The sequence below is a fragment of the Mesorhizobium sp. WSM3224 genome, from assembly GCF_000427725.1.
Taxonomy (GTDB): domain Bacteria; phylum Pseudomonadota; class Alphaproteobacteria; order Rhizobiales; family Rhizobiaceae; genus Mesorhizobium.
Window position 1 is genome coordinate 74,514 of sequence record NZ_ATYO01000001.1, and the last position, 22,838, is coordinate 97,351.

At 59.9% G+C, this 22,838-nt stretch carries 21 protein-coding genes; 9 read left to right on the top strand and 12 right to left on the bottom strand.

The genetic code is table 11. From position 1 onward, the window contains the following. Positions 1 to 41 precede the first annotated feature (41 nt). The 3 genes from YU3_RS40330 to YU3_RS0100350 are packed head-to-tail and all read left to right on the top strand — an operon-like array spanning position 42 to position 1,563. Positions 42 to 254, top strand: coding sequence for a hypothetical protein (locus tag YU3_RS40330; protein ID WP_156913270.1), 213 nt, complete (start codon positions 42 to 44; stop codon positions 252 to 254). 45 nt (positions 255 to 299) lie between these two features. Further along, a complete protein-coding gene (locus YU3_RS0100345) occupies positions 300 to 1,103 on the top strand; it encodes a hypothetical protein (protein WP_027164354.1) in 804 nt (267 codons plus the stop codon). Next, positions 1,084 to 1,563, top strand: a complete 480-nt coding sequence (locus YU3_RS0100350; protein WP_027164355.1) for a hypothetical protein — start codon at positions 1,084 to 1,086, stop codon at positions 1,561 to 1,563. The genes YU3_RS0100345 and YU3_RS0100350 overlap by 20 nt, the downstream gene beginning before the upstream one ends. A 594-nt stretch (positions 1,564 to 2,157) precedes the next feature. Here YU3_RS0100350 and YU3_RS35775 read toward each other — a convergent pair. The 4 genes from YU3_RS35775 to YU3_RS0100375 form a co-directional block, all read right to left on the bottom strand. Continuing rightward, positions 2,158 to 2,907 (bottom strand): response regulator transcription factor, encoded by a 750-nt coding sequence (locus YU3_RS35775; protein ID WP_084507878.1) that lies wholly within the window; start codon positions 2,905 to 2,907, stop codon positions 2,158 to 2,160. A 639-nt stretch (positions 2,908 to 3,546) separates the two neighbouring features. Next, the gene (locus YU3_RS0100365) at positions 3,547 to 4,479 is read right to left on the bottom strand and encodes a division plane positioning ATPase MipZ (RefSeq protein WP_027164357.1); all 933 of its coding nucleotides are present in this window, start codon (positions 4,477 to 4,479) and stop codon (positions 3,547 to 3,549) included. Positions 4,480 to 4,606: 127 nt separating this feature from the next. Further along, positions 4,607 to 6,907, bottom strand: a complete 2,301-nt coding sequence (locus tag YU3_RS35780) for a mannose-1-phosphate guanylyltransferase/mannose-6-phosphate isomerase (protein WP_084507879.1) — start codon at positions 6,905 to 6,907, stop codon at positions 4,607 to 4,609. Positions 6,908 to 7,162: 255 nt separating this feature from the next. Further along, positions 7,163 to 8,065, bottom strand: a complete 903-nt coding sequence (locus YU3_RS0100375; protein WP_084507880.1) for a right-handed parallel beta-helix repeat-containing protein — start codon at positions 8,063 to 8,065, stop codon at positions 7,163 to 7,165. A gap of 873 nt (positions 8,066 to 8,938) precedes the next feature. Here YU3_RS0100375 and YU3_RS0100380 point away from each other — a divergent pair. The 6 genes from YU3_RS0100380 (at position 8,939) to YU3_RS0100405 (ending at position 15,896) form a co-directional block, all read left to right on the top strand. After that, a complete protein-coding gene (locus tag YU3_RS0100380) occupies positions 8,939 to 9,865 on the top strand; it encodes a helix-turn-helix domain-containing protein (protein WP_027164359.1) in 927 nt (308 codons plus the stop codon). Positions 9,866 to 10,047: 182 nt separating this feature from the next. Beyond that, on the top strand, positions 10,048 to 11,559 hold the full coding sequence (locus YU3_RS0100385) for an alpha-N-arabinofuranosidase (protein WP_027164360.1): 1,512 nt from the start codon (positions 10,048 to 10,050) through the stop codon (positions 11,557 to 11,559). Positions 11,560 to 11,609: 50 nt separating this feature from the next. Beyond that, entirely contained in the window at positions 11,610 to 12,710 is a 1,101-nt protein-coding gene (gene ugpC, locus YU3_RS0100390) for a sn-glycerol-3-phosphate ABC transporter ATP-binding protein UgpC (protein WP_027164361.1), read from the top strand. Positions 12,711 to 12,720: 10 nt separating this feature from the next. Beyond that, entirely contained in the window at positions 12,721 to 13,638 is a 918-nt protein-coding gene (locus YU3_RS0100395) for a sugar ABC transporter permease (protein ID WP_051333799.1), read from the top strand. Beyond that, positions 13,635 to 14,483 carry a carbohydrate ABC transporter permease gene (locus YU3_RS0100400; RefSeq protein WP_027164363.1) on the top strand — a complete coding sequence of 283 codons (849 nt, stop codon included), beginning with the start codon at positions 13,635 to 13,637 and terminating at the stop codon, positions 14,481 to 14,483. Before YU3_RS0100395 ends, YU3_RS0100400 begins: the two co-directional genes overlap by 4 nt. Before the next feature lie 99 nt (positions 14,484 to 14,582). After that, positions 14,583 to 15,896 (top strand): extracellular solute-binding protein, encoded by a 1,314-nt coding sequence (locus YU3_RS0100405; protein ID WP_027164364.1) that lies wholly within the window; start codon positions 14,583 to 14,585, stop codon positions 15,894 to 15,896. 220 nt (positions 15,897 to 16,116) lie between these two features. Here the strand turns inward: YU3_RS0100405 and YU3_RS0100410 are convergent, their stop codons facing one another. From YU3_RS0100410 to YU3_RS0100445, 8 genes are read right to left on the bottom strand one after another with little or no spacing between them, the layout of a single operon-like run. Then, on the bottom strand, positions 16,117 to 16,863 hold the full coding sequence (locus YU3_RS0100410; RefSeq protein WP_027164365.1) for an SDR family NAD(P)-dependent oxidoreductase: 747 nt from the start codon (positions 16,861 to 16,863) through the stop codon (positions 16,117 to 16,119). A 5-nt stretch (positions 16,864 to 16,868) separates the two neighbouring features. Next, complete coding sequence (locus YU3_RS35785; protein ID WP_051333800.1) at positions 16,869 to 17,663, bottom strand: SDR family oxidoreductase; 795 nt, start codon at positions 17,661 to 17,663, stop codon at positions 16,869 to 16,871. After that, a complete protein-coding gene (locus tag YU3_RS35790) occupies positions 17,660 to 18,472 on the bottom strand; it encodes an SDR family oxidoreductase (protein WP_051333801.1) in 813 nt (270 codons plus the stop codon). The genes YU3_RS35785 and YU3_RS35790 overlap by 4 nt, the downstream gene beginning before the upstream one ends. Further along, positions 18,469 to 19,287, bottom strand: a complete 819-nt coding sequence (locus YU3_RS0100425; RefSeq protein ID WP_027164366.1) for a sugar phosphate isomerase/epimerase family protein — start codon at positions 19,285 to 19,287, stop codon at positions 18,469 to 18,471. The genes YU3_RS35790 and YU3_RS0100425 overlap by 4 nt, the downstream gene beginning before the upstream one ends. Next, on the bottom strand, positions 19,284 to 20,333 hold the full coding sequence (locus tag YU3_RS0100430) for a Gfo/Idh/MocA family oxidoreductase (RefSeq protein ID WP_027164367.1): 1,050 nt from the start codon (positions 20,331 to 20,333) through the stop codon (positions 19,284 to 19,286). Before YU3_RS0100430 ends, YU3_RS0100425 begins: the two co-directional genes overlap by 4 nt. Further along, complete coding sequence (locus YU3_RS35795; protein WP_036257585.1) at positions 20,330 to 21,310, bottom strand: C-terminal binding protein; 981 nt, start codon at positions 21,308 to 21,310, stop codon at positions 20,330 to 20,332. The genes YU3_RS0100430 and YU3_RS35795 overlap by 4 nt, the downstream gene beginning before the upstream one ends. Next, a complete protein-coding gene (locus tag YU3_RS0100440; RefSeq protein WP_027164368.1) occupies positions 21,310 to 22,092 on the bottom strand; it encodes an acetoacetate decarboxylase in 783 nt (260 codons plus the stop codon). The genes YU3_RS35795 and YU3_RS0100440 overlap by 1 nt, the downstream gene beginning before the upstream one ends. Further along, a complete protein-coding gene (locus YU3_RS0100445; protein WP_027164369.1) occupies positions 22,089 to 22,811 on the bottom strand; it encodes a FadR/GntR family transcriptional regulator in 723 nt (240 codons plus the stop codon). Before YU3_RS0100445 ends, YU3_RS0100440 begins: the two co-directional genes overlap by 4 nt. Positions 22,812 to 22,838 lie beyond the last annotated feature (27 nt).

The following is a 22,838-nucleotide window of genomic DNA, read 5'->3' on the forward strand; positions in this document are numbered from 1 at the left end:
CATTATTAGCCTGTTCTGCGGTTATGCCAAAGGGGGAAGAAATGATCAAGTTTATCGCGCCTGCTACCATAGCATTGTTTGTCACGCTCCTGGACACTCTTCCGGGCTATGCGTTGGCATCTTGGTTCCCGCCCGGCAATGGTGGCGGGGACACGAGCCGCTCTGCCCCGGGTCCTGTGATCGGCATCGGCTTCCCAGCGCTGGCTGCCTTTGGCGGCTATGTATGGTATCGCCGTCGGCATCGCGGCAAATGATCGGCATGGCCCCGACCGACGGCCGCTGAGCCTTAGCGCCCACCCATGACTGTTTATCGCGGCCAAATTTACTGCGGCGTGGTGGCCACGGGATTTGCAAACGGCGCGAGCGATCGTGTCGCGGAGTCGCTTGCCCGTGACGGTCCAATTTTGGCGCTGCTGGATATGCTCGGTGTCAGCCTTGTGGTTTGGCTGGCGCTGGGCATAACCTTCTGGCTATTTTTGCATTCCGAACCTGAGCGTGCGCGTCGATCGGATTTCTACATTGCCGGCATCGCGGCTTTTGCATTCCTGGTTCCCTTGCCTCAGCTGAGCTGGTTGGCACTGGCCTGCGTAGCCGCCTATCTGGCGCTGACGTCGCGCGAGGCAACCACGCGGAGGGCAGCGGTGGTGTTGGGAGCTATAACCGTTCCGATGTTTTGGGCCCGGTTGGCTTTTGCGGTCTTCGGAGGCCCTATCCTGGCAATCGATGCAAAAATGATCGGCTGGATCGTCGGTACGGGTGGGGTAGGCAATACGGTGCCGTTCGCGGACGGTTCCGGCGTAGTGTTCCTGCTGCCGGCCTGCTCGTCCCTCACGAACCTCTCGCTGGCGCTTCTTTGCGGCGTAATGATCGTCAAACTTTACGACCTCAAATGGTCGAAGCCAGTCATTAGCACCGTGGTCGCCGCGTGTTTTGCGACAGTGGCTGTCAACCTGGCCAGGATAAGCCTCATAGGTATTATGCCGGCCTATTACGACATCATCCATGGAAGGGTTGGCATCACGCTGGCGGAATGGATGACGAATCTCGCTGTGATGGTCATCTATGCAGGAGCCTTGCGATCCGATGAACCAATTCACGCTTAGCTTTGCTTTCGGCCTTCTCATGGTTTTGAGCGTCACCCTCAAGGTGTTCAGCGGCGGTATTGGCCAAAGCGTGACGACGGCTCATTCCGCCAACGAGGACATCGCCGCTCTGCTTCACCGCAATGGTTATGCGTTCAGCTTGTCGGATCCGAACACTGACCCACAGTGGTTTTACGCGACGAAGGACACATGCCAGCTGCAAATCGCGGATGTCTCGCCCCAGGGTTGGCACCGGTCGGCACTGGAGTGGCAGGCCAGGGGCCGGCTGCTGCTTTATTCAGTTGAGGGGAAACTCTACGAGCATCAGCCGCTTCTGGTGCCGATGGTTCACCACTACTTTGGCCGAGCGATGCGGTATATGGGCATTCAAATCCCTCCCGTGATGGCGAGGGCGATCATCGTCGGATCGCAATGTCCGACACACCCCATTGCTACCGCTGATCTCGAAGGTCTCTCCTAGCGAGTGCCGCCTTGGGCCGCCTAGGGGAGAGCCTGTTCGTCCTCCACGTCACAACTTTTGAGGTACGGCCGATACGGGGCCAGCGCACAAAAGACAGCTTCCAAACTGCCAGCCAAGCGCCAAAAATCACATTCACTTCTATGGATTTTGCGTCGAGGTGGCTCAGGTCAGTAGGGGAAAGGCAATGCAGGTCACGATTTACATTTTGGCTGGATGGTTTGGGCTTGGAGCGTTGGGGGGATTGACCCTGCTTGGGACGTCCATTGTCTTTCGAAGATCTGAACTGCCGCTAGCGCTGCACATCGCCGAGGCGCAACATCGTCCTGCCAGCGACGTGCCGGAACCCGTCCGCTCAGCTATCCTGGAGTCAACGCACCTGTAGGCGGCGATTTCGGAACGTCAGATGAATTTTTTGGCCCAACGCGCCATTGCACAGGGCTGTTGTTCGATCATCTTGCCTGTCACACGGGCTATTGCCGCGGGCGGCCGCTCATCGGATCGCGTCTCGAACGGGACGTTTAGCCCCTAGGCTGACCAGCCGATATTGCTCGGCTGGCCAGCCTCAGGCTCTTTGGCGAAAATTGCGGATCCTTGCTACATCAGATCCTTGAGTTTGTAAGCGACCTCGGTTCGGTTGGTCGCCTTGAGTTTCTTCATGATGTTGCGGATGTGGACCTTGACGGTGCTCTCGCACAGATTGAGCTCGTAGGCGATGATCTTGTTGGCCTTGCCTTTGCGCAAAGCCTGGACGACCGCAGCTTCCTTACTCGTAAACAGGCCAGTTAGTGGCTTTGGCGAACTGGCCGATGCGCGGATTGTTTCGCTAAGAGCCAGCACGGCATTGGCCGGCACGAAGATGCCGCCGGCACGAGCGAGGCTGATCGCCTCTGCCGCCACTTTGACCGAAACGCTGGTTGGAATATAACCGCGCGCGCCGGTTTCTAAGGCCGCCAGTATGTCGGCCGGAGCTTCCGAATCCGCAACGACAATGACCGGGATGTCGCCGACCGCAGTGATGAACTCTTGTAGTTCGGACCGCACGGTCGAGTCGGCGATGTTACTGCCGTTAAGGATGGCCAGGATCGCCGAGGCCTCGGCCTGCAGATCGTTCAATTCCAAGAACGAGCCGACAGCTATCACGCGGACGACCGGATCATGAGCCAGAAGGCTACTCGCCAGGCATTCACGTTCAAGGATGCGCTTATCAACGATGACGACTAGGCTGTCGCCGCGTTGGTTTTCTTCAGTTTCTCCTTTATCAATCCCGTTAAGACCCAACGCAGGATTGTTCTGCTCGACCTCTATAGACTTACCCCAATGCCCGCCAGGTAGAGGTTGATTCATCTTATCTACTCCATTTTACTTCATTCTGATACTACTCTCTTTCCAATTGTTGTCCGGGCCCAATTGCTTGAACCCACCGCACCAACATTGCTCGGCTGAAATTGTAAGGAAGGCGGATCTTTGATCCGTATCGTCCCGTAGGATGATCCCCACCACGGCTTCCGTCCACAAACCCCAACCTGCAGCTGCATCTTACGAAGTTGTGGATAACTCCGCATTAAGAATCTGTGCACCATTAGAACTAGTTAAAAAGCGGTAGACGCAGCCGGTACCCGGGGTAGCTTTGGTTTACCAAATTGCGCGGTCAAATTGCGCTGTCGATGGTCATTCAACCTATTGATATACAAGGTCTTTCTGGAGTAACTGGACCACTGGGCGGCTCGTGTCAGCGTGCCGATAAGTCGACCGAGCTTGGTTAATTCGACCGGAAGCTTGAGCGAAGAAATTTGTTCCGTGTGATCGATGTAGGCCTATCGGGACCCGCCGCAACGTCACTTTCGTCCGATAAGACGTGCTTTTTTGGGCACCAGAATTTTGTCCGACTGCGATTGTTCGGAGAGCACTGCAGATCCGAGGCCAGCCACCGTCATCACCGGCATGGGGGTGGCGGGTTACAAATGCATCGATGAGGTCGGCTGTTTACTTGGCAAAGATGTCTGGCAGTGCGATCGGGCGGCTCACGCTCGCGGTGTGTCTGCGCCGCGCATCCGCCTTCCTCTGATTGGATTCGTCCAGTGGGAAGTGGAGTGCCTTCAGGAGTCCGCGGATTTCCTGCCGGGCCATTAGGTGCGACATCGTCGGTGCGGTTCCGAGCACCTGGTTCTCGAAATCGTCCAGCGCGGTAACTCCAATGGTAAAGAACTCGCGAAATGCGACGCGCTCGGAAATGCCGTCAGCGACTCGAAAGCCGAGGTCTGTTGAAAGTTGGCGCAGCGAGTTGTCGATCTTGCGCTCGTTGCGAGACGCAAGTGGGAACATACGATTGCGAACCACGACCCAATCAAGGTTCGCGTTCTCTGAGTGCAGGCGGCTCCTGCGGGCATCGAGCACCACCGAAGCGTACTGCGAGTATCCCAGAATCTCCTGGGAGAGCGGATCGACCTTGGCTAGCACATCGAAATCGACAAACGAATCGTTCATCGGTGAAATCAGCGTGTCTGCCATGCCGTGGGCTAGTCGACTGAGGAATGTATTCGCGCCGGGCGTATCGATGACAACGAAATCGTGGCTGGCCCTGATTGACGCGATACCTTCCTTAAGTTCGCGCACCAGAAGGCTGTTGACAACCGCGGCTGTTTCGCGCGCGGCAGGCGGCACATGAAAATGGTGCGGCACAGGCAGGGCAATTCCCTTAGACTGCGCCCAGCGGCGCCGGTTCTCGACATAGCGCGTTAGTGAAAGCTGGCGTTCGTCAAGATCAACGGTCGCAACGCTGTGACCGGAATCGATCAGAGCGATCGCAATATGCATCGCGGTCGTGGTCTTGCCGGAGCCGCCTTTTTCGTTGCCGCAAACGATAACACGCCCATTAGCGCGCCGCCGACCGATCGATGTCCAGGCACCCGCCGTCATCTCCCACCCCTTAGCGCCAATTTGTCGGACGAATTGGCATGAAACCCAATGCCGCTTCTGATCGGCGGCATCCGTGCTTGACTTTGCGCAGCATCAACCGGCGCATCGCCATGACGATGACGGCACGTCAAGCGTAAACCCGTGCGAGACTGGAGTTGTCCGTTTCCGAAACCGGTTTCGCGAAGGGCTCGACCAGTCCCTCTGTCTTGTCGAGATACTGTATCAATGCCGTCACGAGGTGGTAGAAGATGCTTGCTGGGACCTCGGTCGCCGCCGATCGTCCCCGTTCATCAATCCTATCGATCCACAGGCCCATTGGCGCGGGATCGATATGCCATCTGAACAGACGAGCAACGCGGGCTTCTATCTCAGGTTTTAGGTCTGGTCCGCCGATGCCGTCCAGCGCGCTGGCCGCCTTCACCGCCTCGCATTGTGGCCAACTGCGCGAAATGCGATCGAGAGGAATTCCATTTCGCGACACAGCCGCATAAGCCAGACCAGTGGCCCGGTTCAATCCGCTGGATATTGCCGAGGAGTAGAGTTTTCTCGCAAGAGGCACCAGGTCTTTCTGACCGCTCAGCAGCGAAAAGTCGACCAGCAGGGATGCCCATTCGAAATGATGCCCGGGCTCTGTCCACTGGCCGTCGTTGCCCGGCAATGGTTGCCAATCGGGGTCGAAACGCTCCCCAAGCGTCCAGCTCTCCTCGTCGAAGAAATGACAACGGAAGAGGTCGATGACACGTGCGGCCCTACGCAAATACGTCCGCTCGCCCGTGACGCTATGCCAAGCCAGAAAGGCTTCCAGCATGTGCATATGAGGATTTGAATACCGCACACCTTTCCAGCCTGGAGTCTCGAGGAAGCCGCTCAAACTGGCGTCCTCCAGATGAGTATCAATGAAATGAAGTGTCTCTTCGGCGAGCCGCAAGGCCTCCGGGTGGCCGCATCGGTGCGCATGGGCAAGTGCCAGCAGCACGCAAGAATGGTCGTAGGTATCCTCTGCCGGGTCACTCACACTTCCGTCGGGCTGAAGGGCGCGAACCCACCCGCCGCGGTCGGTATGACCGTGTCTGGCTATGAAACTGATGCCGTGATCGATAAGTTCGTCGGCAGGTCCCGTCCAACCGCGTTCCTTGGCCACCGCGAAAGCGTAGATTTGGCGCGCCATGGTTCGCATTCGCTTGGGCTTACCAAGCGGCCTGCCATCGAAACCTAGTGCTTCATGGAAGCCGCCGTGCACATGGTCGATTCCCATTGTGGACCACAGCGGGAGGGTTTCATCAAATAGCCAGTGCTTGACGCGCTTGCGCCATGACCCGCTGATGATAACGCGATCTTCCGACGGTGTGAACTTCGTCTCGAGGCGTCCGCTCTTCTCCAACTGCTCGACAACCTTCTTGACGTTCTGGCTATGGCTGACGGGGGCAACAAACACTGCGTCGGCTGTCGCCACCACCGCCGTATCCTTCATTCCAATGACGGTCAGCAGCCTGCCTTGGCTTCTCACGTAACAATTGTTGCAATCCATCGCGACAACATCACCCATCATGACATTGCCATCGCAGTCGGTTGGGCTCGCCTCGAGCAGTGATTGCCAGGATCCGAGGTCGCTCCAGCGGAAAGTAGCTGCGACCATTGCGATCTCGCGCGCCTTCTCCACCACCGCATAGTCAATCGAGACCGAGGGAATGGCTTCATAGAAGCTCAGGGGCATATAGGTTCCCGACACATCGGTCCGTGCGGCTCGAAAAGCCCGTTCGGCGGTCTCCCAGATGTCCGGCCGAAATTCGAGCAGCGCCCGCCGCATGGTTTCGGCACGAAAAAGGAAGATACCGGCATTCCAGTAGAATCGCCCCGAAGACACGTAATGTTGAGCCGTTTCCGCGTCGGGCTTTTCGACAAAACGCGACACCGCAGCCACTCCGCCACCGTCTGCCGCCACCTCGATATAGCCGTATCCAGTTTCGGGGTGTGTCGGCTTGATGCCAAATACGACGATGTTGCCGCGCTCGGCGGCAAATCTGCCTGCCTCGACTGTCTCCCAGAATTTCCGTTCGGTCGATATCTCGTGGTCTGAAGGGACCACAAGCACAAGCGAGTCGTTGTCGTATTCGGAAATCGTCAGCAGAGTGGCTATGGCAACTGCCGCAGCGGTGTTGCGACCGGCGGGCTCGAAAATCGGTCTGCCGCCATTCAAACCGAGTGGAACAATGTCGGAAATAATTCGATCGGCGTGTCTCTCCGACGTGATCAGATAGATCGGGGTGTCGCCGTTCGGTCGCGCCTTCAGGCGCCGCACCGTTTTCACAAGCATCGACCCGTCGCCTGAAAGATTATGAAATTGCTTGGGGTTGTCTTCCCGCGAGAGAGGCCACAGCCGCGAACCCACGCCTCCGCTCATGACGAAACTTACGATCTGGTCCGACATAATGCGGCCCTCTCAATTATTCGGTTGCAGGCTCCAACGGTGAGGTGCTGAAAACAAATGGCTGGGCCCGGGCAAACATGTTTTTCCCGACCCAACAACGCGAATTCTAGTGGACTGTCGGCACGAAGCCCTTAGCGAATTCGGATAATTGCGCAGCCTGCTCCGGGCCATCACGGGATCAGACGGCCAAAAGGATGTGTTGGCCCTTGGATCGTAGGCTCATACCCTCTCACTCTCCGACGTGTGATCTCGCAATCAGATTGGCATAGCTAACAGGTCTACGTTACCGGACCCTGTTACATCGGTGACGCTGTCAATGTCGATGAAGCCATAAACGCCACGCTGGATAATGTTGTTTGTGATTGTTATCCCGGAAATTGTGCCGTTCGGCTTTGCCCCATCGACATAAACGGTGAACACAGGCAGCGAGACGTTGGGGCCAGTTCCTGATGCTTTGCCCAATAGTTGATTGTGGTTCACCTTGACGCCATTTATCGAGCCGAAGTCGTTGGTGATCCAGACGTCGGCATTGTCACGTCCGACAATGGTGTTGTCCTCAATCAAAACGTTGACCTGGACCTTTGGATGGCCGCCCAATTGGATGCCGTCATAGTGCGGGTCAGCGCCGCCTGCTTGCAGGTCGTGGATGTAATTACCTTTTATGACCGCGTTGGAACCTGGCGTGATACCGTTCTCGTAGCCAGAGATGTTGTTCCCGATCAGCGTCGAGCCAAGAGTGTCACTGGTGTCGATGCCGTAGGAGCCGCCGGTCTTACCCTGACCGGTAATCGTGCAGCGTTCTACCGTTAGGCCATCGGCGCCTTCGTACGCGTAGATCGGATGCCACCCATCGAAGTTAATTTGGCAGTTGCGGATCGTGACGTTCTTCGCCCTCACCTCGATGTAGGTGTTGATGATCTTATTCTCGATCACGGTCCCGTCGACGGTAATGACGTTCGGTCCGGTGTAGACAGTCGGAACAGTTCCTGCCGGCATGCCCGTGTTTGTAGCGTCGGGCCAATGATTTCCGTCAGAAACGGGGGGAAGGGTCCGTGCCAACACGACCCCTGTGCCGCCCCAGAGCGCAGCGACGCCGGCTTGGACAACAGTGAACGCCAACAGGAGGACAACCGGTGGAACGAACCTCGAAAAATGCATTTCGCCTCCAGTTCCTTTTTAGACGTCCCACCGCCCGAACGAAAAATTCAACGTCCACTGGCGGCATGATTCAAATGCTCGGCGGCGTCAGCCAGCCGAAGCAACAAACGCACTCAGCTGAACGGCAATAAAAGTGCCGACAGTCGAGACACTCTTACTTGTTCGTGAGAATATTGCGTCATCCGGTACGTGTAAATCAACAGCCGCGAGATTTCCTATCTTACTCCTTGGTAAGTGAGGAGACGAAAGAGCCATGTCCAAAAGACGATAGACGCCATATCGCTTGACTAGAAGGGGGTAATTCGAGATGCAACCGCTTTGCCTACCAATTGTGTCGATCCGAGCTAACCCAATTAGGTGTACGACTTGGTCGCCCGACGCAGACTCCCGACCGGGGTTGTGGAGCCTGGTCAGGTGCGTATGCGAGGGAGGTTTGGACCATCGAACCACCGGAAACGCATCGGGCCGATAGGGTAGCCTTGGAAAGTTAGGATAGGGCAGGAAGTCAACGTCAGCGTGTAGCCAATCTTCCCAAGAGAGGTCTTCCTGCAATCAGCCCTAACGCGACCTGGCTGCTTTGTGCCTGATAGCAGTGCCAGCGACGGGCAGGGCCATAGTGAAGCTCACCGTCAGCTCGATACGTTGCGAGAGCCAGGCCCGCCATGCCATGGTCAAGACTGCCGACTTCCGCGTTGAGTTTATCGATTTATGCGGACGCCCGCGATCCCCGATCGATTTCGCGTGGTCCGCACGCCGGGCACGGTGCGGTTCCCATCAATAAAGTAACTCGGGGTCAAACAACACATTGATTAAATCAGTTATCCCGATATACAAGCCAATTTCGGGTATGAATTTCATATAGACTGGCCGTTCATGAGTCGCAATTTTCTGGTGATCGAACCTGAGGAGGGCATTGCCGTGCTCAAGGGGCTTGCCTCTTTGGCGCGCATTTCAATGCTGAAACTGCTGCATGAGAAAGGGCCGATGAATGTCAACGACATCGCCGCCGTGCTGTCGCTGCCGCAATCGACGGTCTCGACCAATATCCAGGTGCTTGAGGATGCGGGCCTGATACGCACCGAGAACCAGAAGGCGAAGAAGGGCAGCCAGAAGATCTGCTATCCGACCGCCGAGGAAGTGCTCGTGGTCTTCAAGAGCGAGTATCGCGCGGTCAGGAACGACGCGATCGAAGTGTCGATGCCGATCGGGCTTTACACTGGGTTCGAGGTGACGGCGCCCTGCGGCCTGTGCTCGCCGGACGGTATCATCGGTCTGCTCGACGTGCCGAACACGTTCCTCGATCCGGACCGCATGAAGGCGGGCCTATTGTGGTTCACGCGCGGCTTTGTCGAATACCAGTTCCCCAACAATGCCAAGCTCGCCAATGCCGAAATCACTGAGCTCGAAGTGGTGGCGGAACTGTCCTCGGAGGTGCCGGGCACCAGCGCCGACTGGCCATCCGACATCACATTGGCAATCAATGGCGTCGATGTCGGCACCTGGACCTCGCCCGGTGATTTTGGCGACAAGCGCGGCGTCTTCACGCCCTCGTGGTGGAAGCTCAAGGGCTCGCAATATGGCAAGCTCAAGAACTGGCGAATTTCCACCGACGGCACCTATGTCGACGGCGTCAGGATTTCCGAAGTCAGCCTCGCCGCACTTGACCTCAAGGCCCATCATTCGATTCGTGTCCGTATTGGCGTCAAAGAAGACGCCGAGCGGCCGGGCGGGGTCAACATATTCGGCAAGGGGTTTGGAAATTACGACCAGGACATCCTGCTTCGGATCAAAACCAGATGATATCACAAAACCGGGTTTTAAAAAAGTGATGTAATTTCAGCCTGTTGCCTTCATCGACAGGCAAAGTCTTTTAGTCAATTGTCAGACTTTTGACTGTTTTGGCTTGACGAACGGCTACAGGTCGCCTTTGATATCGGATAAGATGATTTAAATCATCATTTGTGATATTGTGGGAGGAATGCATGAAGGCAGCCGTTACGGCGCATCCGCGTTATGTTGTCTCGGAAATCGACCCGAGGCTCTACGGATCCTTCATCGAGCATCTGGGACGCGCCGTTTACACCGGCATCTACGAGCCCGGCCATCCGACCGCGGATGCCAACGGTATGCGTCGGGACGTCATCGATCTCGTGAGGGAACTCAACGTTCCGATCGTCCGCTATCCGGGCGGCAATTTCGTGTCCGCTTACAATTGGGAGGACGGCGTCGGCCCCAAGGAAGAGCGCCCGGTACGCCTCGACCTCGCTTGGCACACGTCGGAAAGCAACGAAGTCGGCCTGCATGAATTTGCCGACTGGTGCGCCTTGGCCAACACCGAGATGATGCTCGCCGTCAATCTCGGCTCGCGCGGCCTCGACGAAGCCCGCAACTTTCTGGAATACACCAATCATCCAGGTGGCAGCGAGTGGAGCGACAAGCGGATCGCCAATGGCCGCAAGGAGCCCTTCGACGTCAAGCTCTGGTGCCTCGGCAACGAAATGGACGGCCCCTGGCAGATCGGCCACAAGACCGCTGATGAGTACGGCCGCCTGGCGCATGAGACCGCCAAGGCGATGCGTGCTTTTTCCAAGTCGCTCGAACTCGTCGTCTGCGGCTCTTCGAACGCCAAGATGCCGACCTATCCAGAATGGGAGGCGACCGTTCTCGACCACACCTACAACGAGATCGATTACATCTCGCTGCACATGTATTTCGACAACGAAGCCAATGACGCGCCGAACTATCTGGCGATGAGCAAGAAACTTGACGACTACATCGCCTCGGTCGCCGGCGTCATCGCCTATGTCAAGGCCAAGAAGCGCTCCAGCAAGCAGGTCTACATCTCATTCGACGAATGGAACGTCTGGTACCATTCCAAGGAAAAGGACAAGAAGATCCTCGGTGGCAATGACGGCTGGCCCTTCGCCCCGCCGTTGCTCGAAGACATCTACAATTTCGAGGATGTGCTGCAGGTCGGCTTGATCCTCAACACCTTCATTCGCCGTTCCGATGTCGTCAAGATCGCCTGCCTGGCGCAACTGGTCAACGTCATCGCGCCGATCATGACCGTTGCGAATGGCCCGGCCTGGCGCCAGACGACCTTCTACCCCTATCTCTTTGCCTCGCTCTACGGGCGCGGCAATGCGCTGGACCTCAAGGTGGAAAGCCCGACCTACAAGTCCGCTGTCGCGGGCGACGTTCCCTGTGTCGATGTCACCGGCGTGCATGACGCGAAAACCGGCCATGTCACCTTCTTTGCCGTCAACCGCCATTCGAGCGAGGCAATCGAAACCGTGATCGATATCGCCGGCTTCGGCGCGGCTGATATTGCAGATCACCGGTTGATGACGCATGCGGATCTGAAGGCCGTCAATTCGGCCGAGAATCCCGGCAATGTCGTTCCCAGGAAAGGGTCAGGCGCCTCGGTGGCTGGCGGCAAGCTGACCCTGTCGCTGCCAGCCTATTCCTACCAGATGATCCGCCTCAAGGTCTGACTTCGGGCGCGCATTATCGAAACGTGCATGCGCTGAGGAGGAGCGTCGACGTGACGGCCGATATCGAAATCAGGAATGTGAGCAAGCACTTCGGTGCCATGTCGGTGCTGGAGGACCTGTCGCTGTCCATCAAGGCACGCGAATTCATCGTGTTCCTTGGACCGTCCGGCTGCGGGAAATCGACGCTCCTGCGAATGATCGCTGGGCTCGAAACCGTCGATAGCGGCGAGATCGCCATCAACGACCAGCGCATCGATCATCTGCCGCCGGGCAAGCGCGGCATTGCCATGGTGTTCCAGTCCTATGCGCTCTATCCGCACATGACCGTGCGCGACAACATGGCCTTCGGGCTTGAGAATATCGGCGTATCACGGCAGGTCATCGACGCGCGGATCAACGAAGCCGCCCGCATCCTCGAAATGCCGCACTTGCTCGAGCGCAAGCCAGGCCAGCTCTCCGGCGGCCAGCGCCAGCGCGTCGCCATCGGCCGTGCGATCGTCAAGGAGCCGAAGGCCTTCCTGTTCGACGAACCGCTCTCCAATCTCGATGCGGCTTTGCGCACCCGCACCCGCATCGAACTTGCCCAGCTCCACCAACGCCTGCAATCGACAATGATCTTCGTCACCCACGATCAGGTCGAGGCAATGACGCTCGCCGACCGCATCGTCGTCATGAACAATCGCAAAATCGAACAGATCGGCTCTCCCATGGAGATCTACGATCGCCCGGCAACCAAATTCGTCGCGGGCTTCGTCGGTGCGCCGGCGATGAACTTTGTTGCTGCGACACTCGACAGATCGGGCGGCAACGCCAAGGTCAAGTTTGCCGACGGCATGGCGGTCCAGACCGAGATCGCGTCCAATCTGCTGACCGACGGCAAGTGCACCTTCGGCATCCGTTCGGAAGACGTTCGCATCGTTCCCGCGGGGCAGGGCGATGCCGATGGCGTGGTCGATGTGCTCGAGAGGCTCGGTGAACGCACCTTGATCTACGCAAGGCTGGGCGATGGCCTGCAGGTCGTCGGCTCGGATGCCGGCAACAGCTGCGTCACAGTCGGCGACAAGGTCGGGCTCGCCTTCGACGGCAAGAAGTCGCATCTGTTCAACGAGGCTGGCCGCGCCTGGCACGCGGGGGAGGCCTGGCATGGCTGACCAATTGGCGATGCCGCACACCGCGACGCCGGCCGCGAGCCTTAGAACCCCAAGCGCCGATATCTACGCGCCGCAATGGCGAAACGCCATTTTCGTCGCACCATTCCTGTTCTTCTTCACGACGCTGCTGCTCTTCCCGCTGCTGTGGGGGATCTGGCTGAGCTTCCACAAGGCCGACACGTTCTCGTCCGGAAATTTTGTCGGCCTCGGCAATTACGTCAGGCTCTATCACGACAAGGTCTTCCTGCAATCGATCTGGAACACCTTCTATTTCGTGCTTCTGACGGTGCCGACGCTGGCGCTGATCGGCCTTTTCCTGGCACTTTGCCTCAACCGCCGCACGCGCACCGCCGCGGTGCTGCGGACGCTGTTCTTTTCCTCTTCGGTGCTGTCGGTCACCATCGTCACGCTGATCTGGCGCATCGTCTTCATTCCGAATGTCGGCCTGCTGTCGACGATCTACGGATGGTTCGGCGCCACCGCCCCGGCTTTCATTTCCAATCCCAGCCTTGCGATGATCGGCATCGCCATCGCCACTGTCTGGTGGTGTATCGGCCTGCCGATGATGCTTTTTCTATCGGCTCTGCAGCAGATCCCGCGCGATATTTACGAAGCGGCGGCGCTCGACAATGCCAATCGCTGGCAGACGTTGCGCTCGATCACGCTGCCGTCGATCAAACGCACTTTCGTCCTGGTGGTCATCATCCAGATCGTACTGCAGTTCCAGCTGTTCGGGCAGGCCTGGCTGATGACGCGCGGCGGTCCGAACAACCTGACCAAGCCGATCGTCCTTTACATCTATGACACCGCGTTCCGTCGCTGGGATCTGGGCATGGGTGCCGCGGCATCGGAAATCCTTTTCATCCTCATCCTGGTCGCGGCCATGGCCCAGTACCTCGTCGCACGCAACAAGGGAGACCGGGTATGAGTATTCCGGCCACTTCCATCAAGGGAAAGGCTTTCGGCGATCGCGTCCTGCTGGTCCTCGTCATCCTGCTGTCGATCGTCATGATCGCGCCGGTTCTGTGGGTCATCGGACTGTCCCTCAAGGACAATGCCGAGCTGATGGCCGATCCCAATTCCGTGTTTCATGCGCCCTATACGCTGAAGAACTACGTCAACACCGTAGGCACCTCGTCGGTGTTCATCTGGGTGCGCAACAGCATCATCGTCTCGGGCGGGTTGACGCTCGGTACGCTGATCCTGTCGTCGCTCGCCGGCTACGGCTTTGCACGGCTGAACTTCCCCGGCCGACACGTCCTGTTCGTCATCGTGCTTTTCGGCTTGGCGGTCCCCGAACAGGCCGTGCTTGTCGCCCGCCACCAGATCTTCAGCGTCCTGAAGTTCCACAACACCTATCCTGGGCTCATCCTCCCGGGCCTGTCGGCTTCGTTCGGCGTCTTCCTGATGACCCAATACTTCAAGGCCATCCCGAAGGAGCTGGACGAAGCCGCCATGCTGGACAATGCGAGCCGGTTCAGGATTTTCTGGAAAGTGCTTTTGCCGCTCACGGTGCCTGCACAGGCGACCCTCGGCATCTTCACGTTCCTTGGCGCGTGGAACGACTATTTGTGGCCGCTGATCTCGGCGACAAACAAGGATATGTACACGCTGACCGTCGGCATGGCCTCGACGCAGACCAATTTCGCCCAGTCCGAAGGCATCGGCTTCCTCATGGCGCAGGCCGTGTTCGCCGGCGCGCCAATCCTGATCGTCTACCTCTTTTTCCAGAAATACATCGTCACGGCCGTCTCTGGCGCCGCGGTGAGATAACGAAGATTGCCCAGTGGCGGAGGAGCGCGCCGCAGCGATTGAAGCATAGCCAGTCCAGGGTGGAGTGGCCGAAACTCAGTAGGAGGAACTGACATGATAATGAGGAAAATGCTGTTTGCCGCAGTCTCTGCCGGCGCAATGGCGCTCGCAAGCCCAAGCCTTGCAGCGACGGAACTGACCGTACAGCGCTTTTTCGGTGCTTGCGACGCCGATTTCAGCACCAACACCGATGTCGGCAAGGCCGTCGGCGAATGCGGCATCATCACCTCGCTGATCAACAAGTTCAACGCCGACAATCCCGATGTGCATGTCAGCGTCACCACTGTGGAATGGCCGGGCTATGACCAGCTGACCGCGCAGTTCGCCTCCGGCGACGCTCCGGATATCGTTACGATCCATGAATCCGCGCTTTCGGACTACCAATCCAAGGGACTGTTGATGCCGCTCGACGATCTCTTGAAGTCCGTCGGCGTGACACCTGATGCCTTCACGGACGCGGCGCGCAACGGCGCCACCAAGGACGGCAAGATCTACGGCCTGCCGATCGACAGCTGGACGATGCTCTATCACATCAACATGGATCTCTTCAAACAAGCCGACCTCGTCAATGCCGACGGCACACCGATCCTGCCGAAGTCGCCGGAGGAACTGCTCGCCCAAGCCGAGCAGTTCAAGCAGAAGACCGGCAAGCCTTATTTCGTTCAGAATCTGGCCAATGAGACTGCGCTATACACACGCAATCTCTACACCTATCTCTTCCAGCAGAACTCCGACTTCTTCGCCGATCCGAAGCATGTGAAGCTGAATACGCCGGAAGCCAAGAAGGTCGTCGAGATGTACAAGGCGATCTTCGACAAGGACTACACCACCAAGGATCTCGACTACGGTGGCGCAATCAATGCTTTCCTTGCTGGTGAGGGCGGCGTCCAGCTTAACGGCACGTGGGTTGTCGGTGACAACAACGCCCAGTCTCAAACCAAGGGTACCGCGCTCAACAAGGGCGGCTATGCGGTCTACCCGTATCCGCAACTGTTTGGCGGAGCCCACGCGCAATATGCGGACGGCCACACCTGGGCAGTCTCGCAGAAGGACCGCACGCCCGAACAGACCGCGGCCATCGGCAAGTTCCTGAAGTTCTTCGCGGATAACGACTTCGATTGGTCGCGCACCGGTCACCTGCCGGCATACAAGGCCATCATCAGTTCGGACGCCTTCAAGGCCCTGCCGCATCGAAACACGATCGCCGCGGTCGCCGATCTCGGCAAGCCGTTGCCGTCCGCCGTACAGCGCCAGTTTGCGATCCAGGACATAATCGGCGAAGAGATGAGCGCTGCAATCACCGGCCAGAAGGACGTCGATGCCGCACTCGCCGACATGGAAAGCCGCGTCAACGAATTGCTTGCCAACATCTGACCACAGGTTCCCGGGGAGTTCTCCCATAGCCCCGCGGCTGGAAACGGTCGTGGGGCTTTTTCCGTCAGATGATGGTTTGAGACCGTCGATTGCTTCTCATTCCGAAAGAGCCGATGATTCACTCAGCGTGGCGCTCGACCCTGGCATTTAGGGTACTTCTGACGCACGGACGCCGTTAATGCGGAGTGGCATGACTCGGAATATCCAACGTCCTTCGGAGCTAATAGGTGGCGCGGCCGCCTGAGAGATCGAATACCGATGCGGTGGTGAAGCTATTCTCCTTCGAGACCAGCCAGGCGACCATGTTTGCCGCCTCGTCGACTTCCAGGAACCGCGCGCGTGGGATCTTGGACAGCATGTAGTCGATATGTTCCTGCTTCATCTGGTCGAAGATCGGCGTGCGCGCCGCGGCCGGTGTGACGCAGTTGACCGCGATGTCGTAGCCGGCAAGCTCCTTGCCCAGTGATTTGGTCAGCCCGATGACGCCTGCCTTGGATGCCGAGTAGGCCGAAGCGTTGGGATTGCCTTCCTTGCCCGCGATCGAGGCGATGTTGACGATGCGGCCGTAATTGCGCGTTTTCATGGCCGGCACGACGGCGCGGTTGACGTGAAAAGTTCCGTTGAGGTTGATATCGATGACACGCCGCCAGGCGTCCAGCGGATACGCATCGAGCGTATGATTGGGTCCGGCGATCCCCGCCGAATTGACCAGGATCGAGACGCCTCCGATTTCGCTTTCGGTACGGGCGTGTGCGGCAAGCACCGCCTCGGCATCGGTGATGTCGACCAGGACTGCCCTGGCTGCATCGCCGAGTTCGCCAACGGCTGCCTCCAGGCCTGCCTGGTTCATGTCCCACAGGCTCACCCTTGCGCCGGATGCAATCATCCGCCTGGCAAAAGCCAGGCCCAGCCCTTGCGCTCCGCCGGTCACGACAGCAACCTGTCCCTCAAGGTCGATGTTGTTCATTCCATTCAATCCCTGGCGTTGTTTGATAGATCTGCAACCGCAGATAGATCTGCAGCCACACGTTCCTGCAGCCCCGGCTGCCGCACATCGACATAGTCGCCGGCAAGGTCGTCGGCCAAACCGGTTGCAAGCCAGGCGATCATCTGCGCCGCGCGCTCCGGCGGGTCCAGGTTTTGCCGGGGAATGTCCGAGACCGCATTGATCCTGGCGTCGCGGATGGCGGCCTGCATGCCCGTGTCGACGAGTCCCGGGGCAAGGGCGAATCCCAAAATGCCGGTGGCCTCGCCTTCGAGTGCGATCGACCTGGTCAACATCAACAATGCTGCCTTGGAGGCGCAATAGGCGGCCCAGCCGGACATGGCGCGGGTTGCCGCGCCGCTGACGATATTGACGATACGACCGCCGCCGAAACGCGGCCAGAGTGCCGCGGTCAAGGCGGCCGGACCGCTGACATTGAGGGTCAGCGCGGCGTCGAAGGCCCTGGCGTCAAGTTCGACCAGGCGCGTCATCGGCGCGATGGTGGCGGCGTTGTTGACGAGGATGTCGATCTGTCCGTGCAGTTTGAGAGCCTCCGCGACACGATGCGGGATCGCGCCCAGATCCGCGACGTCGAGCATGAAATCCGACGCCAAACCGCCAGTCACTGTGACGGCATCGACAACCCCGCTGCAATCTCCGGCGTGGCGTCCGGAGGCAATGACAGTGGCGCCAAGCTTGGCCAGCGAGACTACCGTCGCGGCACCAAGTCCCGTTCGCGCGCCGGTGACCAGCGCGACTTTACCCTCCAGCAGACGCCTCATTTCGACGGCCCTCGCAAACCGGCCTCGCGCACCGCATCGGCGGTGGGGGTCGCGGCATAGGCCTGGAAGCCGCCGGTGACGTTGATCAGCTCGCCCGTCACGAAGCTGGCGTCCGGTCCCATCAGCCACGCCACCGCGCCGGCCACGTCCTCCGGTTTGCACCAGCGGTGCAGCGGAATGGTCGCGACCACATCCGCCCCGAAATCCTCCCAGCGTTTGCCGAGCTTTTCGGCCTTTTGGCGGAATAGTGCTTCCATGCCGGTGCCCGGCCCGACATGCCCCGGCGCGACCGCGTTGACGCGCACGCCGCTCGATGCCATCTCGATGGCCAGGCACTGGGTCAGCCCCCAGATGGCGTTCTTCGATGCGATATAGGCTGACGAGAACGGGTTGCCAAAGCCGAGCTTGGTGGCGATGTTGACGATCTGGCCAGCTTGTTGCGCCGCCATGATGCGCGCAGCCTCGCGGCACATCAAAAAGGTGCCGCGGCTGTTGATGCGGAAGATGCGGTCCCAATCGTCGATTGCTGTCTCGACGACCAACGCCTGCATGTGGACGCCGGCATTGTTGACCAGGCCGAAGAGCCCGCCATGCCGGTCGGCGACGGCCTTCACGCCCGCGACCACCGACGCTTCGTCGCCTATGTCAATGACTTCGAAATCGCAGCCAACGGCCTTTGCGACGGCCTCGGCGGCGGCGCCGTCACGGTCGGCGATGACGACGCGATAGCCGTCTTTGCAGAGCCGCGCCGCGACGGCACGGCCGATGCCGCCGGCCCCGCCGGTGACGATGATGGCACCCGAACTCATGCGGCACTCCAGGCGCGAAACAGATCGCGCATCTTCACGGTTTCCGTCAAGACATCGTCATGCACAGTGTCGAAATAGCCCTGGTGCACATATTCGCAAGCCAGCCAGCCACTGAAACCGGCATCGCGAAAAGTTGAGAACATCGCCGGGAAGTTGAGCGTTCCTTCGTCGAGCTTGGTCTGCAGCGCGCCGGGACGGGCCTGGCGCAGATGCGCGTGCCCGAACCACGGTGCAAGCGCGTCGATCTCCTCTTGCCGGTATCCGGAAACGGCGAAATGCGCATAGTCGATGGCAAGCTTCACACCAGCCGCCCGTTCGCACATGTCAGCTGTCATCGCCGGGCTCTCGAGATAGGAGTGAACATGCGGCTCGACGCAGACACTCACCCCGGTGGGCGCCGCGGCATCGAGCAGGGGTTTCAGCGATTCCACCGTCTCCGCGAGCGCCTGCATGCGGCTTTGCGCGCCATTGATGACGCCAGGCAGGATGAACACCGTCGGCGACCCGACCGCGACGCAGAATTTCAGCGCCTGTTGGAAGTCGGTGAGGTTTTCCCGGCGATACGCGGGACTGGCGAGGTTCCGCTCCGCAACCGAATTGCCGAAGAGATGGTAGAGGTTCGACACGGCGACCGGCGAAGCTTTGCGGATCTCTTCACCATAGGCCTCGGGTTCTCGGAGCAGCCGTGCCTTGTCGAGCGCCGAGCGATAGAAATAGCCGACATCGATGGCTTCGATGCCAAGCACCCTGGCAAGTCCGCCGACCTCGTCAAGCGTGAGCTGCGGAAACGACCAACTGGTGACGCTGAGCCTCATTCTACCTCCTCCATCCGACCGCTGCGCGCCGAACGGTACATCGCGTCGAGCAGCACGGCTGAGCGCATTCCGACGATGCCGTCGGCCGGGTTTGCTGCATCGACGCCACGACAGAGATCGACCAGAAGGGTGATCGGCGCCACCACCTCATAGTCGCCTGCGTTGGCGCCGAGTTCGGCGATGTGAGACTTGCCGTCGTGCCGTATGGCTTCGACACGGGCGCGTTCGATGTCGAACAAGAGTATGCCTTCGCTGCCGAAAATGCGGATGTCGATCTGATAGCCGCGCGATTTCGGCACCGTCGCCGCGCCGGAAAGCGCCATCGTCGCGCCGTTCGAAAACTCGACCACCGCCGCATCGTAATAGTCGACGCCAGCCGGCGACAGGCCGGTCCTGGCAAAGACCCGGACGGGATCGAGATCGACCATGCGGAACAGGGCGCCGAGCCCATGCGTCAGCTGGCCCCAGCCATAGCCGCCCGACTTCTTCGGATCGGCCCAGGTGGAGACGGGCGGGCGGAACAGATGATCCCTGGTCTCGATCATCGGCTCGCCGCCGAACAGGTCGGCCAGCGCCGAGGCCATCTGCGCCACGACGTGACGGACCTCGCCGATCCACCCGTCGGCGATGAGGCGGTGGGCCTCTTCGACGATGGGCTTGAAGTTCCAGCCGTAGGGCAAGACGATCTTGGCGCCGTTGGCCTGCGCCAGGGCGACCAGCGCCCGTGCGTCCGAGGCCGAGGTCGCCATCGGCTTTTCGATCAGCGTGTGCAGGCCTTTGGAGAGCGCGAGCCGTGCATGCTCCGCATGCAGCGTATGCGGCGACGCCACCACCACGCCGTGCAGGTTTTCCGTCGCCAGCATCTCGGCGGCATCGAAATAAGACCGCACGCCGGGAAACGTCGACACCAGCTTTTCCATGCCGTCGGCATCGGGCCGGTTGACCGCGACGATGCCGACATGCGGATTGTCGCGCAGTGCCGGAATGTGGCCGAGCGACGCCCACCAGCCGGCGCCGATGACACCGATGTTGATCTTGTCTGTCATCGGCTGCCTCCCATGGCCGCGATCGATCCGGGCACCGGCTTGCGCAGCGGCCGGCCGGCCAGATGGGCCGCGATATCGTCGGCCACCAATTGCTGCAACCGGGTGATCGCTTGCCCCGAATACCATGCCGCGTGCGGGGTCAGGATCAGATTGGGCGCGTCGCGAAGCGGCGACCCCAGCGGCAACGGCTCGGTGACGAAGACATCGAGCGCAGCGCCGGCGATACGGCCGGCCTTCAGCGCTGCGGCTAGCGCCGCTTCGTCGATGAGCGTGCCGCGTGCCGTGTTGACGATTACGGCGCTTGGCTTCATGCGCGCAAGCCGCTCGGCATTGACGAAGCCGATGGTTTGCGGCGTCGCCGGTGCGTGCAGGCTGAGCACGTCGGCCTGCTCTACCAATTCGCTCGCCGAAACACGCTCGACGCCGAGCGAGGCAGCCATATCCTGGTCCAGCATCGGATCGGTCACGATAAAGCGAAATCCGGACGGCGCCAGCCGCCTCAGCACGGCGCGGCCAATATGGCCGAGGCCGAGGAAGCCGATTGTCGTCTCGGCATAGGCGGGCAGCGGCGCCGCGACCTTGACCGCCGCCCATTCGTCGCGCCGCACGCTTGCGTCCAGCTGCCGCAGTTTGCGTAACTGCGCCAGGATGAGTGCGGTGGTGTGGTCCGCGACCTCGTCAAGGCAGTAGTCGGGCACATAGCTCGCCGGCATGGCGCGGTCGTTGGCGGCTTCGATGTCGATGTTGTCGAAGCCGATGCCATAGCGGATCACCGCGGCACCGGGCGCCAGCGCGTCGATCGCCTTGCGGCCGAGCGGCGCGAATTGCACCACGACGACATCGGCACCCCTGACCGCTTCGACCACATCGTCCGATGTCTTGCATTGAAACGCGGAAAATTCCGCACCGCCGGCCCTCGCGGCTTCCGCCTCCGCGTCGAGCGCTGGGAACGTGTAATCGGTCACCACCACGCGCATCAGGCACCCGTTTCGAGATAATCGTGCACGATTTCACCCGGCACCAATGTGAAGTCGGCGCGCCAATGGAAGGCCTCGATGGGCTCGACCACCGGCAGCCGGAACACCGGAGCCTGGGCGTTTGGCCTGAGCTCGACGGTCGCCGGCCCGCGCCAGCACTCGTGCACGATAACGTCGGTGAGCTTGCGCGAGGTGATCTGGCGGATCGCCGGCGTGCCGTCGATCTGGTCGATCGCCTTGAGGTTCAGATTGGTGCTGAAGTCGAAATGCCGGCGCATCTCGGCGGGATCGGCCTGCCTCTGCTTGTAAGGCGCGGTCACCGTGATGATGTCGATGCCGTTGCGCTCGACGCCGCCAACCACCAGGTCGCCGCGCAGATCGAAGAACGGATTGGCGAGTTTCTTGGGCTGCCCGTGCACCTCGCGTCCGTGCGCGACGCCGCCATCCGAGGCCAGGAACAGATACGGTGAATAGGCACCGCTTCTGCCGTTCGGCAGCTTGGCGCCGAACATGACATTGGCTTCGTGGTAGGGGCCGAGCCAGCTCGTATCATTCATCTTGTAGATGTGGACGCAGACGACATCGCCAACGGCTTCCACCGGCGGTGGTGCCAGAAAGCGCATTGCGCCGGGATCGGTTCGCCAGAACACCGTCAGGATTTCCGCGTTGCGGAAGGCGAACGGGAATGGTGGGATGAAGGGCGCATCCCATGGCGTGGAGAAGCCGCCTTGCCTGATGTCTGCCTCGGTGACCTTCGAAAGGCCCCAGCGCCGCTCGGTCATTGTTTTGCCCTCACCGAAGCCTGGGTGGATTGCAGCACGTGCTCCATATGCGTGACCATCGCGGCACGGGCGGCCGTTGCGTTGTGCGCTCGCAGCGCCGCCACGATCGCCTTGTGGTCGTCGATCGAGGTGGAAATGACATTGGCTGTTTCCGACGCGATCTTGCGGAATTCCTGGCCAAGCACGTTGAGGCTTTGCGCGGCGCGGGCCAGGAATTCGTTGCCGCCAAGCTCGCCAAGCCGGCGATGGAATGCAGTGTCGAGATCGCGATACGTCGCCGGATCGTCCTTGGCGCCCGCCTGCCGCTCGACCAGGGTTGCGAGTTCATCGAACGCCGCCTCGTCGCCGCGCTCGGCTGCAAGCGCTGCGATCTGGCCTTCGATCAGGCTGCGCGCCTCGTAGAGTTTTTCCACTTCGGTGGCGCGCAGCGTCAGGAAGAAGGTCAGCGGCGCAAGCAGGTCGGCAGCCTCGAGCTGCGACACAAACACGCCGCCGCCATGGCGAACCTCGATGACACCGAGAACGGCCAGCGCGCGCAGCGCTTCGCGCAGTGTCGGCCGCGACACGTTGAAGGTTTCGGCCAGCTTGCGCTCCGCCGGCAACTGGTCGCCCGGCTTCAAATTGCCGGCCATCACCATGCCCAGGATGCGGGCAACGAGCAGTTCCGTAAGGCCTGCCCGCTTCAGCGGCATCTCATGGCTGAAGTCGCTTACCGCCACATGTCCTCCTCCGCCACTCACACGATC